The organism is Marinobacter sp. UBA3604, from assembly GCF_002375325.1.
Lineage (GTDB): Bacteria > Pseudomonadota > Gammaproteobacteria > Pseudomonadales > Oleiphilaceae > Marinobacter > Marinobacter salarius.
The window spans coordinates 37,859-54,960 of sequence record NZ_DFMB01000055.1 but is presented as its reverse complement, the minus strand read 5'-3'; the positions used below and the strand labels follow the sequence as shown (position 1 = coordinate 54,960).

General features: G+C 59.4%; 18 protein-coding genes. 6 read left to right on the top strand and 12 right to left on the bottom strand.

Translation table 11 applies throughout. The features are described 5' to 3' along the window. Positions 1 to 105: 105 nt before the first annotated feature. From B2590_RS16345 to B2590_RS16315, 7 genes are all read right to left on the bottom strand, one after another. Complete coding sequence (locus B2590_RS16345) at positions 106 to 987, bottom strand: alpha/beta fold hydrolase (protein ID WP_075194218.1); 882 nt, start codon at positions 985 to 987, stop codon at positions 106 to 108. A gap of 96 nt (positions 988 to 1,083) precedes the next feature. Then, positions 1,084 to 2,160, bottom strand: a complete 1,077-nt coding sequence (gene modC / locus B2590_RS16340) for a molybdenum ABC transporter ATP-binding protein (protein WP_127401911.1) — start codon at positions 2,158 to 2,160, stop codon at positions 1,084 to 1,086. Then, entirely contained in the window at positions 2,157 to 2,837 is a 681-nt protein-coding gene (modB, locus tag B2590_RS16335; protein ID WP_127401910.1) for a molybdate ABC transporter permease subunit, read from the bottom strand. The genes modC and modB overlap by 4 nt, the downstream gene beginning before the upstream one ends. Continuing rightward, a complete protein-coding gene (gene modA, locus B2590_RS16330) occupies positions 2,837 to 3,637 on the bottom strand; it encodes a molybdate ABC transporter substrate-binding protein (protein ID WP_127401909.1) in 801 nt (266 codons plus the stop codon). The genes modB and modA overlap by 1 nt, the downstream gene beginning before the upstream one ends. 23 nt (positions 3,638 to 3,660) lie before the next feature. After that, on the bottom strand, positions 3,661 to 4,458 hold the full coding sequence (locus B2590_RS16325; RefSeq protein WP_127401908.1) for an SDR family oxidoreductase: 798 nt from the start codon (positions 4,456 to 4,458) through the stop codon (positions 3,661 to 3,663). A gap of 64 nt (positions 4,459 to 4,522) precedes the next feature. Next, positions 4,523 to 5,440, bottom strand: coding sequence for an alpha/beta fold hydrolase (locus tag B2590_RS16320; RefSeq protein ID WP_127401907.1), 918 nt, complete (start codon positions 5,438 to 5,440; stop codon positions 4,523 to 4,525). 98 nt (positions 5,441 to 5,538) lie between these two features. Continuing rightward, the gene (locus B2590_RS16315) at positions 5,539 to 6,462 is read right to left on the bottom strand and encodes a sterol desaturase family protein (RefSeq protein ID WP_127401906.1); all 924 of its coding nucleotides are present in this window, start codon (positions 6,460 to 6,462) and stop codon (positions 5,539 to 5,541) included. Positions 6,463 to 6,596: 134 nt separating this feature from the next. Between B2590_RS16315 and B2590_RS16310 the strand changes: the two genes are divergently transcribed. Beyond that, on the top strand, positions 6,597 to 7,616 hold the full coding sequence (locus tag B2590_RS16310) for a helix-turn-helix domain-containing protein (RefSeq protein ID WP_127401905.1): 1,020 nt from the start codon (positions 6,597 to 6,599) through the stop codon (positions 7,614 to 7,616). On the opposite strand, the gene B2590_RS16305 is transcribed toward B2590_RS16310, so the two are convergent. After that, positions 7,606 to 8,343, bottom strand: a complete 738-nt coding sequence (locus B2590_RS16305; RefSeq protein ID WP_127401904.1) for a glutathione S-transferase family protein — start codon at positions 8,341 to 8,343, stop codon at positions 7,606 to 7,608. The two genes, B2590_RS16310 and B2590_RS16305, sit on opposite strands and share 11 nt — an antisense overlap. A gap of 139 nt (positions 8,344 to 8,482) precedes the next feature. On the opposite strand from B2590_RS16305, the gene B2590_RS16300 reads away from it, so the two are divergent. Then, positions 8,483 to 9,445 (top strand): META domain-containing protein, encoded by a 963-nt coding sequence (locus B2590_RS16300; protein ID WP_127401903.1) that lies wholly within the window; start codon positions 8,483 to 8,485, stop codon positions 9,443 to 9,445. On the opposite strand, the gene B2590_RS16295 is transcribed toward B2590_RS16300, so the two are convergent. From B2590_RS16295 to B2590_RS16280, 4 genes are all read right to left on the bottom strand, one after another. Then, positions 9,420 to 10,286 carry a substrate-binding periplasmic protein gene (locus B2590_RS16295; RefSeq protein ID WP_036210927.1) on the bottom strand — a complete coding sequence of 289 codons (867 nt, stop codon included), beginning with the start codon at positions 10,284 to 10,286 and terminating at the stop codon, positions 9,420 to 9,422. The two genes, B2590_RS16300 and B2590_RS16295, sit on opposite strands and share 26 nt — an antisense overlap. Before the next feature lie 104 nt (positions 10,287 to 10,390). Then, positions 10,391 to 11,449, bottom strand: a complete 1,059-nt coding sequence (locus B2590_RS16290; protein WP_036210930.1) for a betaine/proline/choline family ABC transporter ATP-binding protein — start codon at positions 11,447 to 11,449, stop codon at positions 10,391 to 10,393. An 11-nt stretch (positions 11,450 to 11,460) separates the two neighbouring features. Then, positions 11,461 to 12,495 (bottom strand): ABC transporter permease, encoded by a 1,035-nt coding sequence (locus tag B2590_RS16285; RefSeq protein ID WP_091642485.1) that lies wholly within the window; start codon positions 12,493 to 12,495, stop codon positions 11,461 to 11,463. 104 nt (positions 12,496 to 12,599) lie between these two features. Then, positions 12,600 to 13,568 carry an ABC transporter substrate-binding protein gene (locus tag B2590_RS16280; protein WP_127401902.1) on the bottom strand — a complete coding sequence of 323 codons (969 nt, stop codon included), beginning with the start codon at positions 13,566 to 13,568 and terminating at the stop codon, positions 12,600 to 12,602. 297 nt (positions 13,569 to 13,865) lie between these two features. On the opposite strand from B2590_RS16280, the gene B2590_RS16275 reads away from it, so the two are divergent. The 4 genes from B2590_RS16275 (at position 13,866) to B2590_RS16260 (ending at position 17,036) form a co-directional block, all read left to right on the top strand. Further along, positions 13,866 to 14,966 (top strand): M14 family zinc carboxypeptidase, encoded by a 1,101-nt coding sequence (locus B2590_RS16275; protein ID WP_085678757.1) that lies wholly within the window; start codon positions 13,866 to 13,868, stop codon positions 14,964 to 14,966. Positions 14,967 to 14,968: 2 nt separating this feature from the next. After that, positions 14,969 to 15,703, top strand: coding sequence for an alpha/beta fold hydrolase (locus B2590_RS16270; protein ID WP_127401901.1), 735 nt, complete (start codon positions 14,969 to 14,971; stop codon positions 15,701 to 15,703). Between the two features lie 96 nt (positions 15,704 to 15,799). Next, positions 15,800 to 16,417 (top strand): glutathione S-transferase family protein, encoded by a 618-nt coding sequence (locus tag B2590_RS16265; RefSeq protein WP_036210943.1) that lies wholly within the window; start codon positions 15,800 to 15,802, stop codon positions 16,415 to 16,417. Between the two features lie 4 nt (positions 16,418 to 16,421). Next, a complete protein-coding gene (locus tag B2590_RS16260; protein WP_286810010.1) occupies positions 16,422 to 17,036 on the top strand; it encodes a DUF4202 domain-containing protein in 615 nt (204 codons plus the stop codon). Positions 17,037 to 17,102: the final 66 nt, after the last annotated feature.

The window sequence follows — 17,102 nt, the reverse complement described above, 5'->3', positions numbered from 1 at the left end:
CGGCTTCAGAGCCGACCATGAACCGCCGTGGTACGGAACCGTATGCCCGGTGGTGTGAGAGGACGGGGAAGGTAACTCCCCCTCCTACTCGATGTATGGGGCAGCTCAGGGGTGTGCAGCCACGAATGTGCGGACGGCACGAGATACGGCTTCGGGTTCCGTCAGTGGCGCCCAATGGGTTGTATCCAGCGTTTGCAGGGTTAATTTTCCGGTCCAGCGAACCAGATGCTCGTTCAGTTGAGGGCGCACATATGCGTCCCTGGTCGGGATGATTACCTGGACCGGACAGCGCGCCACGCGGGTTCGTGGCCGCAGCAACCGGGTCAGGAAGTTCGCCCGGTAAAGCTTGACCCCATACAGCCCGTCGGACTTCTGGGAGGCGCTGAACCTGGCATCGGCAACCTGCTCATGATGCTTCAGGTACCCTGGCCAGAGCCTGTCGAGGCCGGCTTTCCAGATCATTTCCGGGATCACAGGCACTTGGAACAGGAACACGTACCAGGAGCTTGTGAGTTGCTGGAGTACCTTCGCTGCCCCTGCCAGCCCGGGTGTTTCCAGCTGTTTCCGGAGCCAGAAGCCGATGTGGTCCAGACAGGGGCCGGAAATGGAGGTGTAGGAGCGAATGCGATTCTGCAAGGGCTCTCCGGTGACGGACTCCCAACTCTGGATCGCCCCCCAGTCATGCGCGATCAGGTGGAACTCGCGTCCGGGGATCAGGGTGTCTACCACCGCTTGGAGGTCGTCGGCCAGCAGGGCCAGGCGATAATCCCGGGTTTTTCGGGGCTTGCCGGACTTGCCGGCACCACGGACATCGTAACGGATCACCAGATACTCCTGGCTCAAGGCGGCGCTGACCTTGTCCCAGACCTGAAGATTGTCCGGGTAGCCATGAACCAACACCAGCGGCGTCGAGTCCGGATGGCCTTCGGTAACGGCATGGATAGTGAGCCCGCCGCTGTGCACCCAGTGTGTTTGATGATTGCCCACAATCAATACCTGCCCTGTGTTTGAGAGTCAGGTCAGGGTAACCATCCTGGCGCCGACGCCGGATAGCAGGGCGGGCCAAACACCGGGCCAAAGGTGTCAGTCCACGAGAGCTACGGACTTTATTTGCATCCACACGGTCTTGCCGGGTTCAAGGCCGAGCTGGTCTACGGAGCGGGTGGTCAGCCTTGATAACAGCGGGGTTGGCCCCGCCAGAAGCCGGACAAGGCTAACGCCCGGCGCCACATCCGGATCGACCTGATCGATGATGGCCGGAACCAGGTTCTGGATGCTCTGGTCGGAATGCTCAGCCAGCGCGAGGCTGATATCCCGCGCCAGGACCTGCACACGAACCCTGTCTCCCGGTGTCAGCCGGTCGTCCTGGCGCAACCACAGTTGGCCCCCGTCGAACCTGAACAGGGCCAGATGCCAGCGTGGGTCCAGATGGTCGATCCGTCCTTCCAGCAGAACCCCGGCATCGTCTTCCAGTCGAAAGGGGTTGTTGGTGCGGGCGAGCGTTTCCTGCAGCGGGCCCTGGGCCACCACCCGGCCATCCTCCATCATCACGATGTGGTCGGCCAGGCGGGCGACCTCTGGCGTGGAGTGGGACACGTAGATGATGGGAATCGCGAGGGTGTCCCGGAGCCTCTCGAGGTAGGGCAGGATGTCCTGTTTACTGGCTCGGTCCAGAGCAGACAGCGGCTCATCCATCAGTAACAGCCTTGGACTGGTCAGCAGTGCCCGCGCAATCGCGACCCGCTGGCGCTCACCGCCGGAAAGTCCGGCCGGCATGCGCTCCAGGAGGGATTCCAGGCCAAGCCAGCGAACGGCGTCATCGAATCTGATCTGTCGTTCGCCGGCGGGAATACGGCGGTAACCGAACTCCAGGTTCCTGCGGACGTTCAGGTTGGGAAAAAGCTGGGTTTCCTGGAACACGTACGCCAGGGCGCGCTTGTGTACCGGCCGGACGAGCTCTTCCGTCTGCCAGGGTTCGCCCAGAACGGTCATGGTTCCGGGCGCGTTCTGAAGGCCTGCCATGCACCGAAGCAGCGTGGTCTTGCCGCAACCGGAGTGCCCGAACAGGGCGGTAATGCCGGTACCCGGGAGGGTCAGGTCAACGTCCAGGTCGAACCCCGGAAAGGCACACCGGAAGCGGGCATGGATAGTGGCGGTCATCTGAGAGCTCCCGCGCGGGCTTTGCCGTTAAGCGCGTAGAGGGTCACCAGAACCACAAAGGAGAACACCACCATGCCGGCGGACAGCCAGTGGGCCTGGGCGTACTCAAGGGATTCCACGTGGTCGTAGATGGCCACCGACAACACCTTGGTTTCACCCGGGATGTTGCCACCGATCATCAGGATCACGCCGAACTCACCGATGGTGTGGGCGAAGGTGAGCACGGAGGCGGTCAGGAATCCGTTTCTTGCCAGGGGCACGGCGATAAACAGGAACCGCTCCCACGGGGCGGCACGAAGGGTTGCGGCGGCTTCCATGACCCCCTCGCCTACGGCTTCAAAGGCATTCTGCAGAGGTTGAACGGTGAATGGCAGGGAGTATATGACCGACGCCACCACCAGGCCCTCAAAGGTAAATGGCAACAGGCCGATCCCGAGGGACTGTGTTATCTGGCCAACCCAGCCGTCAGGCCCCATGACCAGCAACAGGTAGAAACCGAGCACTGTGGGTGGCAGCACCAGGGGCAGGGCGACGATCGCTGCAACCGGCTGGCGCAGCCAGCGCCGGGAGCGGGCCAGCCACCAGGCGATGGGCGTGCCAATGAGCAGCAGCAACAATGTGGTGGTCGTGGCCAGCCTGAGTGTCAGCCAGACCGGGTCCCAGTAGGTTTCAAGCATCAGTCAGCCGTGTCGTAAGCGGGGTCATAGCCATAGCCCCGGATCGTGGCGATGGCAGTGTTCGATTTCAGGAAATCCATCCAGGCCAGGGCTGCCTCATTGCTGGTTCCCCGGTTCAAAAGGATAGCCTGTTGGTCAATGGGTTGGTAATAGTCCTGGGGCACGTTCCATAGGGAGCCTTCCTTGTCGTCCCAGGATGTTACCTGAGACAGGGCTACAAAGCCGGCCTGGGCGTTGCGGCTGACCACAAACTGAAAGGTCTGGGCGATGGAATCGCCACGAACCAGCTTCGCCTGCAGTGCCTGCCAATGGCCTAAATGTTCCAGAACCTGTTGTGCTGCAAGGCCGTAGGGCGCGGTCTTCGGGTTTGCCATGGCCAGCCTTGCGAACGTTTGCTGGGCCAGGTAGCTCTCAGCGTCCCCGAAAGCGTCCGGGGTCGGGCTCCAAAGCACCAGCTTGCCCCGGGCATAGGTGAAGCGGGTATTGGGGGCGCCGGCCCGCGCCTTCTCAATAAGCGCCGGCCTGCGTGCATCGGCGGCCATGAACACGTCGAAGGGCGCACCGTTCCGGATCTGGGCGTACAGCTTGCCGGTGGACCCGAAGCTGGCTGAAACCGTGTGGCCGGTCTTGGCTTCAAACTGTTTGGCCAGTTCGCGGGTGGTGTCGGTGAAATTAGCAGCAACGCCGAGGCTGACGTCACCGGCCATGACCGGGGGGCTGGCTATTGAAAAAAACAGCAGCGTGGCAATGCGTAAGAGACAGACTCTTGGTAGATGATCCGCTGACGTGGATTGGTACATAACCGTTTTCAGTGACTCCAGATTCAGTTCTGCTTGCGCGCCAACTTAAACATCATCTCGGGAGCGACACGCTTGACCCAAAGCGCTGCCATTTCCTTGCCCTTGCCGACGGGAATCTCTCGCTTTCCCCTGGCCAGCGCGCTGACGATGACATCCGCGCACTCGCCGACGTCCATGCCACCGGCAATGTTCTCGTCTTCCTCGCCGAAGGCAGAGCCATCGGCCGCCAGGGCATTGCGGGAAATGTCCGTGCGGATGAAACCGGGGGTGATAGTGGAGACCAGAATGCCATCGTCTTCCACCTCGGCCCGCAGGGCGTCGAAGAAGCCCATCACCGCGTGCTTGGCGGCACAGTAGCCGGTGCGCAGGGGGACGCCGACTTTACCGGCCACGCTGGCGGTCACCGCCAGGTGTCCGGATTGGCGCTCCAGCATATGGGGGAGCACGGCCTTGGTCAGCGCAATCTGCCCCATCACATCCACATCCAGTAGCTTCTGGTACACCGACAGATCGGTATCTTTGCACAGAGAGCGTTGGGAAAGGCCGGCGTTGTTGATCAGCAGGTCGATCTGGCCGAAGTGACTGATGACGTGGTCGGCAGCTACCGGAAGTGAGGGCAGGTCGGTAACGTCAAGAGGCAATACCAGCATGTTTTCCGGGGCGGCGCCGGCATCAATGCAGCGCTGGCGGACCCTCTCCAGCTCTGGCTGGCGTCGCGCCGAAAGAACAACTCTTGCATTTTCGCGCGCAAACCTGGCCGCCAAGGCCTCACCAATGCCGGATGACGCGCCGGTGATCCACACGACTCTGTTGGTAAACATGGGCTTACTCCGATTAGTTGGGTGGCATTGATCTTAGCGCCCCGGGCCGGTCGGCGTCATGTTTTTACGCGCCGGAGTCTGCCTCGGTACGCAGGCAGTCGAGGATGTGGTGCCAGACCTCGTCAGCATTGGTTTCATTGACCAGTTCGTGACGGGCGCCGGGAAACAGACGGTCGGAGGCAACGAGCAGGCCGGCGCCACGAAGGTTGGCAACATGCCGGTTGAAACCTTGTCCCATCTCGCCAACTGGGTCGCTGTCACCGGCCAGCAGGTGTATCGGAAGGTCCTTGCGCCATGTTTTTGGATTGATGGTCAGCATGCCACCAATGAAGTCGGACCATAGGCCTGCCGTGCAGGGAAAGCCGCAGAGTGGGTCTCTCTGGTAGCGGTCCACCTGTTGCGGGTCGCGGCTGAGCCAGTCATGGCTGGTGCGATTGGGGGAGAACGCCTTGTTGAAGGCACCGAAGGTCATATTGTCGATCAGGCGGCTGTGGTGCCGTTTCCCGCGCAGTGCCCGGAGAGAGCGGACCAGTGCCAGGGAGGTCAGCAACTTCGGCTTGTCGATACGATTGGTCGCGCAGAGGATCAGTCTGTCGATCTGGTCACCATACTGCTGGCTGAAGGCCTGGGCGATGAACGAACCCATGCTGTGGCCGAACAGCGTTAGCGGGAGGTCGGGGTGTTGCTTTCTGGCATGGACAACGACTTGCTGCAGGTCGTCCACTACTTTCTGCCAGCCCTTGTGGTCGGCGTAATGGCCAAGGTCAGTTTCGGGGCAATGCGGTCCGTGGCCTCGATGCTGGATCGCAATCACCGATACCCCCTGCTGGTTCAGCCAGAGCGCCAGCGGCTGGTAGCGGGCTGCATGCTCCGCCATGCCGTGGGCAATGACCAGCACGGCCGACGGGGCCTCCGCCGCCCACGACAGCAACGGAATTCGATGGTGATCGGGGCTGTTGATGAAACTTTCCTGCAGGTCCATGTTGGTCGATTCCGGGCGGTTTGGTGGCGTAAACGGGAGTCTAGCCGGAAATCGGGCCTTAATGTGAGACGGAGCCGGAAAATCCGGCTTTTGTGGCGCTAGTCCGCGTCCCGATCCCATTCGGGTGGCTTCCACAGGTGCTTCAGGCGGGCTTGCAGGCCGCCTGGTCGGGCCATGGCCCGGAACAGGTCCACGTACTCGTGGGTCCACAGCACCAGCAGGTTCCTGGAGTGTATCGGTCGGGTAATGCCGTAGTCCGGTGGTGCCTGTTCGTCTTCGGCGACAAAGGTGCCGAACAGTCGGTCCCAGACGATCAGGGTGCCACCGTAGTTGCGGTCGATATAGCCGGGGTTGCGGCCATGGTGAACCCGGTGATGGCTGGGGGTGTTGAATACGGTTTCCACCCAGCCTGGCAGTTTGCCAACCAGCGTGGTGTGAATGAAAAACTGGTACACCAGTGAGAGGGCATAAGCCACGCCGATCCACACAGGATTGAAGCCGATCAACGCCAGGGGCACATAGAACAGCCACATGCCGTTAAAGATATTGGTGGCATTCTGGCGCATGGCGGTGGAGAAATTCATACGCTCGGAGGAATGGTGGACCACATGGGCGGCCCAGAACCAGCGTATGCGGTGGCTGGAACGGTGCATCCAGTAAAAACAGAAATCCACTCCAACAAACGTCAGAAGACCCGTTGCCCAGTTCAGTTTCAGATCCAGCAGGCGGTGATGGTAGAGGAATGCGTATACGGGAAAGGCGATCAGGCCCGCGAACAGCAACTCCGTCATTTGGTAGCCGGCACCCAGGGCAAAATTCCGCAGGGCTTCCGGTACGTCCATGCGCGTGGGGTCGTGGCGAATCCGCAGGTACTCCCACAGGGTGACGGCAATAAACACCGGCGTAGCGACAACGAATATCAGTTGGCGTTCGTCCAGTGCCAGCCAGGGGGCGAGGGTGTTCCAGAGGGGCAGCAACCCGCTCTCCTCAAGAACCGCCCTCATCATGTCCAACAATGCCATGGTGAAACCGTATTGTGATTGTAGGTGTGAGTGTATTCTGCGCCGATGGCGACGCCATAAATTGACAATAAACGCCACAAAATTGATGATTAGTGCCAACAATGAATGACGCAGCGCGTGGAGGACGGTGAACCATGGCCAAGGTAATGCGGGTAACCGGCGCCTGGACGGGACTGCTATCGGACTGGCTTGAACAGGAGGGACTGGAGAATGCCCCGGTCAGGATAGCGCTGGCGCGCTGGGCGTCGGAAGACAACGTACCGGTGCCGGTGTGGCGTGACCTGCTGGCGCAGGGACTGGCTCTGGCGCTGGCGCCTCAGTATGCCGCTCCCGAGCTAAAGGTGGGGGCCTGTGTGCGTCCTGCCCATGTGGGTGTGCTCGGCTATCTGGTGCTGGCGTCCGACACCCTCGGCGAGGCCATGTTGGCCTACCAGCGCTACGAAACCCTGTTTTATGGTGCCAGCCTGGCGGAAATCGAGGTCGTCGGCGATCAGGCGGAAATGCGCTGGCCGCCCTCGGAGAATGAGCTTGGCCAGCAGGCGGACGGCGCTGCAATTGCAGCATTGGTGACCTTTATGCGTCGCCAGATTGATCAGCCCCCTCCGCCCTCGCTAGTGAGTTTTCTGGGTGACGTCAGTGCTGAGGCGGCCAGGGAATACGAACGGTTTTTTGGCTGCCCGGTGACCTGGAACGACAGCCATGTGCGAGTCCGGTTTCCGCTGCATTACCTCAGCCTGCCCATGCCCCGGCGAGACCCGACACTTCGCGAGTTGCTGGACCGGCAGGCCCGTGCCCTGCTGCGGGCGTTGCCGGAGGCGTCACAGGCGGGCTCGGGCATTGATCGCCAGCTACAGCAGGTACTGCTGAAACTGTTGTCTGATGGCGAGCCCACCCTTGCGCGTGCAGCCCATGCCATGCACATGTCACCGCGAACGCTGCAGCGACGCCTGGCCCGGTATCAGTTGAGCTGGCAGCAGTGGCTCGATCGGAACCGGGAACAGCTGGCGCGACAGTACCTGGACGACACCTCCCTGACGCTGACTGACATTGCTCTGCTGTTGGGCTTTTCCGAGCAAAGTGCTTTTACCCGGGCCTACCGCCGCTGGACCGGCAATTCACCCGGCCGAGAGCGCCGTCAGTGGCTCAGCGATTAGCAGTGTAGACCTTTTCCAGCGTGTGGATCTGTGGCTGCCATTGATCCAGCCAGGCCTGGATGTCTTTGGGGATTTTCGCCGGTTTGGGCCAGGGCACCGGGTATTGGCCGGGCTGGAACATGGGTGCGAACAAGGAGGCCGCGGCGAGGTCGGCGCGGGAGAAGCTGTCTCCAGCCAGGTAGGGCTTCTCCTGGTAGGCATTCGCCAGTTCGGTCAGGTAGCGCTCCATGGTTTCCCGCGACTGCGCGGCGGTTTTCTCGTTGATCTTCATCCATTTGCGCATGACCTCGTCCACCCGGCTGAAGGCCAGTCTCAGTAGAATCCGATTGTAGAAGGGCGTGCCCGCAGCCAGCATGGGAACGACCACCTTGGGGCGTTGCAGGAAGTGGTGGTAGGAGTAACAGCGCACGCTGGGGCCGGCTTCGTCGTCCAGCCGCTGCTCCCAGGACAGCGCGGCCTCGCGGGCCTGCGGGTCGGTCGGCGTAAGCGGGTTCTCGGGAAACGTGTCGTCCAGATAGTCAATGATGGCTTTCGATCCCTGAACCCGGTGACCGTTATGGTCCAGTACCGGTACCGATGAATCAGCGCCCGTCAGTTTGCGGATGGTGTTGATGTGCTGGCCGGGCAGAAGGCTGATGGCTTCGTAGCTCAGACCTTTGTGATCCAGGGCCCAGCGAGCCTTTTCGCAGTAGTGTGAAATAGCAAACTGGTAGAGTTTTATCGCCATGACGTGGAATACTCCCGGGTGTTTTGATGGCCTAAGCGTAATGCTTTAAGGCAGGAAATGGTAACGGCTCTGCTTTAAAATCGGCAGCCATCATGGATAATCTGCAACTGTTACAACCACAGGGAATGAGGAATAAACAATGAAAGGAATCGCCGCCTCTTTGCCGGCCTTGGTCAGCGTCCTGCTGGTCGCGGGCTGTGCATCCACCGAGGATCAACGCGCCGGTGACGGCCTTGCCGTCAATACCATGGCATGCGGCCAGGCTGATATAGGCCTCGACTACCACGAAGACCGCAGTGGTCTGACGATAACGTTCGGCAGCGACAAAATGGTGTTGAAGCAAAAGGAAAGTGCCTCCGGTGCGCGCTTTGTGGACCCCGACAACGATGGCACCCAGTTCTGGAGCAAGGGTGACACTGCCACATTGACAATAGACGGGCAGGCGTTGCCGCTATGCCTGGTTCCGGGCGCTGTCGAGAAGCCGTTTATCGCCCGGGGGAACGAGCCGTTCTGGCGGGCAGTTCTTGAGCCGGGGCAACTGGTGGTGGAGCAAATGGGCAAGGAGCCGATTGCACTACGCTACGAGGTTGTCGAGAGCGCGACCACGGGACGTACTTTCGAGGCTGAAGGTGATGGCGTTCGGGTATCGCTGAAGACAGCAAGCCAACTGTGTCGCGATTCCATGACCGGCATGCCCTATCCTCGACAGGTGCGGCTGGCCGTAAACGGAGAAGAATCCCAGGGCTGCGGAGGGGATCCTGAGCGGTTGCTTCGGGGAACTGAGTGGGTTGTTGAAGACATTGGTGGCCGCGGGATTATTGACAGTTCCCGGGTGACACTGAACTTCCTGGCGGATCAGCGTGTGGCAGGGCGTGCGTCCTGCAATCAATTCAGCGGTGGATGGAATTTGACGGGTGAAGGGCTCGAGTTCACCCGGATGGCGTCAACCAGAAAAGCCTGTGCGCCGGCATTGATGAACCAGGAAGACCGATTCCTGTCGCTGTTGGGTGAGGTTCGACGCTTCGACATTGGCCGGAACGGTGAGTTGCTGCTGGTGACCGGAGATGGACGTCTGATCAGGGCATTTCAGTCCACAGACTGAGACCGTATTGGTCCAGGATCTGCTGTACCCGGCCGCTGTCCATGAGTTGTCGGGTGCCTTCCGTTAAGAGTTTCGCAAGTTCTTTTGCGTCTTCCCGTACCGGGGAAAACGCGACGAAGGCATCGATTTCGTCGACCAACCCTGCTTGCCGTGGCGCGGGGACAGTGTCGTTGTTGTTCATTTCCCACCAGGCCATCACGTAGATATCTTCCGCAAAAATGTCAGTACGGTGTTGGTCCAGCAGGTAGATGGCCCGATCAAGGGGTGACGGCCCCGCGATCACCCAGATTCGTTCCGGGTTGGCCTGATGCTCCTCAATGTACTGGTCCAGCTCATCGGTATAGGAGTACCCATTGATGACCAGCAGCTTCTGGTTATGGAGCGACGCCAGCCCGTCGTATACCCAGCGGTTGTCAGGGTGGGTAAACAGCGCAATGGCTGAGCGCCCCTGGGGGGTGTCTGGAAACACGAAATCCGGGGCATCGGTTGTGAAGGCACCGACCACTGCGTCCAGTTGACCTTCACGCGTTAATTGCAGCGCCCGTGCCCAGCTAACGTTGACGTACTCCACGGTATAGCCGGCTTCGCCAAGGACCTCGCGGGCAATGTCCACCATGTAGCCCTCGCGATCGCTCCCCGCTTCGCAGTTATGGGGGCACCAGGGATCGGATGCGATAACGATCGTCCGGGGCCGGGGTGTCGTATTGGAAAGGGCAGCGGACAGGGCCTCATTGGTTGGCGTCTGCGTGTCGACGTCTGAAGAAGGGCTCTCTTCGTCAGGAGGAGGTGAGCAGCCGTGCAACAGGAGTACGGTTAGTAGAGCCACTGCCAGTCTGGGCATGATCGTTGTCTGGGGCACCGCGAAGCTACGGCGACCTATTTATAATAGCCCGTCTGTCACGCTGCTGTCATCCAGGAGCCCACCTCCACCGGGATGGCCCCCGATCAGTAACGGCTGCGATTGTCTCCTTCCGATGCATCGACCGGCACCAGTGCCTTGACCAGTTCTTTCATCTCGAGAATGCCTACCTGGTTGCCTTTTTTGACCACCCGATAGACAAGGTCGGTATCGCCGTCGGACCTTGCGATCACCGACTCCAGGTTGTCCCGATCGGAAATGTCGCCGGCACTGTCAGCGGGGGGTTCCGTGGTTTTTGCCATCACGGAACGCACTCTCAGAACCCGTGCACGATTGATGTCGCTGATGAAATCCGTAATGTACGGATCGTTGGGATGCATGAGAATTTCCTGGGGTTCGCCCTGCTGGACGATGTGTCCGTCCTTGAGGATAACCAGGTGGTCAGCCAGCTTTAGCGCCTCGTCCAGATCGTGGGTGATGAACACCACGGTTTTCTTCAGTTCCTCCTGCAACTCCAGCAGCAGGTCCTGCATGTCGGAGCGAATCAGCGGGTCCAGGGCGGAGAAGGCCTCGTCCATCAGCATCACGGGCGAGTTGGATGCGAGTGCCCGGGCAATGCCCACGCGCTGCTGCATACCGCCGGATAGCTGGTGCGGGTATTGGTTTTCGTTGCCTTCCAGCCCCACCCGGGCGAGCCATTTCTTGGCTTCGTCCTCGAAGTCCCGCACCGTATGGCCTCTTACCAGCAGCGCCATGCCGGCGTTCTCCAGCACCGTCTTGTGGGGAAGCAGGGCGAATTTCTGGAAAACCATCGACATTTGTTCACGCCGCAGCTTCCGCAATCCGTCCTCGTCGAAGGCGAGTACGTTTTTGCCATCCACCTTGATCTCACCCGCAGTGGGTTCGATCAGCCGGTTGAGATGGCGTATCAACGTGGACTTGCCTGAGCCCGACAGACCCATGATGACGGTGATCTCGCCTTCTCGCATATCCACGTTGATATCCTGGAGACCCAGTACGTGGTTGTGCTTTTCCAGCAGTTCGGCCTTTCCCATACCCCGGCGCACATACGCCAGGGCGACATCGGGAATGGGGCCGAAAATCTTGTAGAGGTTCCGGATGGAAATCTTGATATCCCGGTCCACGATTCGCTCCCTTACTGTTTCTGTGAGGCGTTGATGCGCGCCAGTGAGGCCTTGGTTACCCGGTCAAGGATCACCGCCAGAATCACGATGCCAAGGCCGGCAACCAGCCCGACACCCAGCTCCAGGTTGCGAATGCCCTGAAGCACCAGCACCCCGAGCCCCGGTGCCGACACCAGGGAAGCGATAACAACCATGGCCAGGCTCATCATAATGGTCTGGTTTACACCCGCCATAATGTTGGGCAGCGCCAGTGGAATCTGGACCTTGAAGAGTTTCTGCTGGCTGGTCATCCCGAAGGCGTCAGCGGCTTCGATTACATCCTTGTCCACCAGGCGGATACCCAGGTTGGTGAGACGGATGACCGGCACAATGGCGTACAGGATGATGGCAATGCCGTAGAGCTTGGACTCGGTCACGCTGAACAGGAAGATCAGCGGAATCAGGTACACAAAGGGCGGCAGTGTCTGCAGCATGTCGAGCACGGGAATGGTCAGGCGCTGCATCATGTCGCTGCGGGACATGGCAATGCCGATGGGCACGCCCAGCAGCACACAGAGGAACGCGCAGACAAAGATGATCGACAGCGTCTCCATCGCATACTGGTAGTAGTCAATAAAGGCCAGCAGAACCAGGCTGCCCGCCACAAATCCCACCAGTTTCCAGGATTTGGTGACGACAAACACCACGGCCAGCAGCGCCGGTATCACGATCCACCAGGGCGTGTTCAGCATGCCGTAGAGTGTCCCGTCCAGAAACCAGCTTAGTGGTTGGGTCAAAGGGTCCAGAACAACACTCAGACTGTCCTTGATGGACAGGAAGCCCTCTTCAAGACCTTTTGTCAGTTCCCTGGATTTGGGGAAGGCCGCACAGGACTCGTTAAGCGCGTCCATGGATGGAAAAGGCAGGTCCCATAGTGACTCTGCTTCGGCGTCCGTTCCTTTGGTTTTTTGCAGCAACGCCGCCATCGACATGGGGGCATCACTTTGGCCGTCAGAGCACCAGTCTTCCAGACCCAGTGATGAAAACACGAAATCGTAGGTCGCCATTTGCGGTCAGTTCCCAGAAGCGTTCAGATGAAAATGGGTAATGTGAGTTCGCCTGTTCGGTTTGACAGGGCCGGGAGACGGCCCTGTCAGGGTAGGTGGAGAGATTACTCTCCCAGCACCGAAGCCAGGCGTTTCTTGGCCGAATCGTTCAGCCAGCTTGACCACTCGTCGCTGTTGTTGCTCAGGAAATACACGGCCGCTTCTTCTGCAGACGCGTTGTTGGAATCCATCCACGCCAACAGGGCGCTCATGGTGTCGGTTTTGAATGTCAGCTTGCTGAGCATTTCCGCGACTTCCGGCTCACGATCCTTGAAGTCCGTGGTCACGGATGTCAGTACGGTGGCGGCAGGAAATTCAGACACGCCAGGGTTGTCCGCTTCCTGGGTCTGATTACGGGTATGAACCTCCGGCTTGTAATCACCCAGTTCGACGCGGGTCATGTCGAACTTGCCGAGCGGGACAGTGGGGCCCCAGTAATAGCCAAACCAGGGCTCTTCAGACTGCACGGCGGAGGCCATGGACGAGGCCAGGGTTTCACCGGAACCGTGGTTGAACACCTCAATGCCAGAGTTTTCCAGGTCGAGCGCCCTAACCAGGTTGTCACTGACCACACGACAACCCCAGCCACTTGGGCAATTGTTGAAGCGGTTGTCCACCAGTTCCGGATTAGCCATGACACCTTCGATGGTGGTCAGTTCCGGGTGCTTCTCGGCCAGGTAAGTTGGAATCCACCAGCCCTCAACGCCACCGGGCTCCAGTACTTTTGTCAGGCGCTCGATCTTGCCCTGTTCTTCCAGTTCCAGGTAGGCCTCACCTGCGGAGTTGAGCCACAGTTCGGTAACGATGTCCGGTTCACCATTTTCGGCGACCGAGGTAACAGCGGGGACGGTGTCGGAGGGAACCACGGTGACATCGCAGCCGTACCCCTGCTCCATGATGAATTTGGCGACGCTGGTGACAACCGTGTTGGATGCCCAGCCCATTTCGGTGATGGAAACTTCACCGCAATCGGCCTGAGCAAGTGCAGGCACGGACATCGCGCAAAGCAGCGCGACTGGCGTTAGCTTTCGCATGATTGGTTCTCCTTATGGATTTTGAAAATACGCGGAAACAGATCCGCTGGAGCGGTTCTGAAGACCGCTCTAGAGGTGAAGACGCCGTATTGATACTGCGTTTTCAGAGGGCAAGACAAATGTTGTGACCTCGGTTACTACGTATCTTTAGAGTAACGCCCTGAGCGTGAGTTACAAGCCATTCATGTAAAATGTCGCCAGAAAATGCACATGCTTTCCGGTGTTTTGAGCCCCAGTGTCAACGAACTGAAGCAATTCAGCAGTAGTTTGAAGGGTTGTCTGAAACGGGAGAGCCCCATGACTGAATTGCGCAAACTGACCCCCCATTCTGCTATTCCTGCCGAACAGGCCCGTCGGGATAGCCGCCAACGCCATCTGCTGAGAACCTTTCTGCCGGAGATGATTCGTCTTGAGCGTGTGCTGGCGGAAGCGCCGGGACAGGTTACTGTGAAGACGCTCTCTCGGGTTGCGCTGAAACACATTGACCTGCCGATCTACCGGGTAGACCTCGGCAGCGAGGCGCCCGATGCGCCAGTGGTGATGCTGGTGGGTGGCGTTCACGGTCTTGAACGCATCGGCAGCGAAGTCGTCATGGCCTGGTTGCGCAATCTGCTGGCAAGGATGTCCTGGGACGGGCATCTCCAGGCCCTGCTGAAAAAAGTGCGGGTTACCCTGCTGCCCATCCTCAACCCTGGCGGCATGTACCTGAATCAGCGCAGCAATCCCAACGGGGTCGACCTGATGCGCAACGCACCGATCACCGCCCAGGACCGCAGTGCGTTCCTGTTGGGCGGGCAGCGCTTCTCTCCGCGCCTGCCGTGGTTCATTGGTGATCCCGAGCAGGGTATGGAAGCGGAGAACCAGGCCCTTGAGTCGGTGATCTCGGAGCTCCTGCCAGGCCGTCCTTTCAGTGTCGCGCTGGACTGTCATTCCGGTTTCGGCTGGCAGGACCAGATCTGGTTCCCCTATGCCTACCGTCGTCGCCCCATGCGACGGATCGAATCGGTGATGGCGTTGAAGCTGATCTGGGAGCAGGCCTGGCCGGAACACAACTATCGCTTCGAGCCCCAGTCCCGTCATTACCTGACCCACGGCGATCTGTGGGACTATTTCTACAAGAAGATCAACCGCAGCGGTGAGGGCGCCTTTATTCCCCTTACCCTGGAACTGGGCTCCTGGCGATGGATCAAGAAGCGCCCACGACAGTTGCTGCGACTGGACGGCTTTTTCAATCCGCTGGTACCCCATCGCCATCGGCGCGTACTGCGAAGTCACCTGACCTTTATCGATTTCCTGGTCAGCGCCGCCGCCCATCACGAAAACTGGTTGCCGCACTCGGATGAGGCGTCCATGCTAAGGGAGGCCGCCATCGCCCACTGGTACAGGGATCATCACTGACAATGCACTGGATTCTGTTGCGCGGACTGACCCGGGAGCAGTCACACTGGGGCTCTTTTCCCCACAGGCTTGAGGAAGCCTTTCCCGGTCATCAGTTTCATCTGGTTGATCTTCCGGGCACGGGCGTGCACTTCAAGGATTCCAGCCCTGACCGTATCGCGGAGATCCGGGAGAAGGTTCGCCGCAGTGTTGGTCACATTCCAGCGCCATACAATCTCATCGCTTTGTCCATGGGCGGGATGGTCGCCCTGGACTGGGCTCAGCATGTCACCGAGGGTGAAATTCAGAACCTGGTGCTGATCAACACGAGTTCCGGATTCAGCCTGCCCTGGCGACGGATGCGTCCGAGGGCCTGGCCTCGTATCGTTCGCCTCCTGACGCGCCGGGAACTGTTCGATCGTGAGGTGGATGTTCTGCGGTTGACGAGCAATCGACCGGTCGACCTCGATGTCATGAAACACTGGTACAGCATCCAGCGCCAGCGGCCAGTCAGCTATGCCAACGCCTATGCCCAGATGAAAGCGGCGATGGCCTACAAACCCCTGCCTCAACGCCCTCTGCCGAACGCACTTGTACTCGCCAGCAAGGGTGACCGTATTGTCCATTGGAGCTGCAGTAAGGTGTTTGAGCAGCGTTGGCAATGGACGCTGAAAGTCCATTCGTCCGCCGGCCATGACCTGCCAATGGACGACCCTGAATGGGTCATCCAGCAGATAAAAAACTGGCTGCCCAAATGATTACGGTTGCTTGACGCAACCGGTGTTCCGCGTCAGTCTTCTACACAATTCCTCAGATTCACCCCGAGTTACTTTTTTGGATTGGAGTCGATAACAATGAAAATTTTTGAGACCAAGACAGCGCCCAACCCACGCCGGGTAAGGATGTTCATGTCTGAAAAGGGCCTGTTGGACAAGGCTGAGTTTGTTGAGATCGATCTGCAGAAGGGTGAGAACCTGACGCCGGAGTACGCGGCCAGGAACCCCATGAAGAAAGTACCCGTGATGGAACTGGACGACGGCACCTGCATCGCCGAAACCATGGCGATTTGCCGCTATTTCGAAGAAAGCTATCCGGATGCGCCAACCCTGCTTGGGGACACAGCATTGGAGAAAGCGCAGGTGGAACAGTGGCTGCGGTGGATCGAGTTCTCCTTTTTCCTTCCCACCGGTATGTGTTTTCAGCATACCAGCGGCTATTTCAAGGACCGCATGAACCCGATCAAGGAATGGGGTGAGGAGTGCCGCACGTCGGTGGAAAAATTCATGCACTTCCTGAACAAGCATCTGGATGGCAGGGAATACATCTGTTGCGACCGGTTCACGGCCGCGGATATTAATGCCTTTACCACGGTGGCCTTCGCCCGTGTGGTGGATATTCGCATCAAGCCGGAGCAGGCCAACCTCCAGGCCTGGTATGATCGCATCAAGCAACGTCCTTCCGCCCAGGTATGACCCGATGACCCAACAGACCCTACTGGCCTGTGTTCTTGATAGAATCGATACCGCCAACCGTGCAGACCCCAACATCGAGCAGGTTGGCGGAATACCCTTGCCCAAGGAATACGCCTACAGCCAGCACATGACCCGCTGGCTGTTTGAGCTTGAGCCGCAGCCCTCCGAACGCATGCAGATTGCCTGCCGCGCCCAGCACATCGAGCGCTGGACCATCCCCCGTAGCGATTTCCCGGAAGGTCGCAAGGCCTATTACGAATGGCGCCAGGCCTGTGGCCGCATGCATGGCCGCCGGGCCGCCGGAATCATGGAGGAATGTGGCTACCCACAGGAAGAATGCCAGAAGGTGGAAACCATCCTGACCAAGCGGGAGTTGCGCAAGGACGCAGACACACAGCTGCTGGAAGACGTTGCCTGCATGGTCTTCCTAGAACGCTATTTCGCGGATTTCTATGAGGAAAAAGCCGATTACGACCGGGAGAAATGGCTGCGCATTGTCCGCCGTACCTGGGGCAAGATGTCTCCGCGTGGGCATGAAGCCGCGCTGAAGCTGGCCGAAGGGATGCCAGCGCATTTACTCGAATTGCTGCAAGAGGCCCTGGAGAAGCCTGAAGATTAGTTTGGTGCCGGCACTTTGTCGGATTTATGATTCAGAAATACGCTATGAACACGTCCGTGTGCGCTT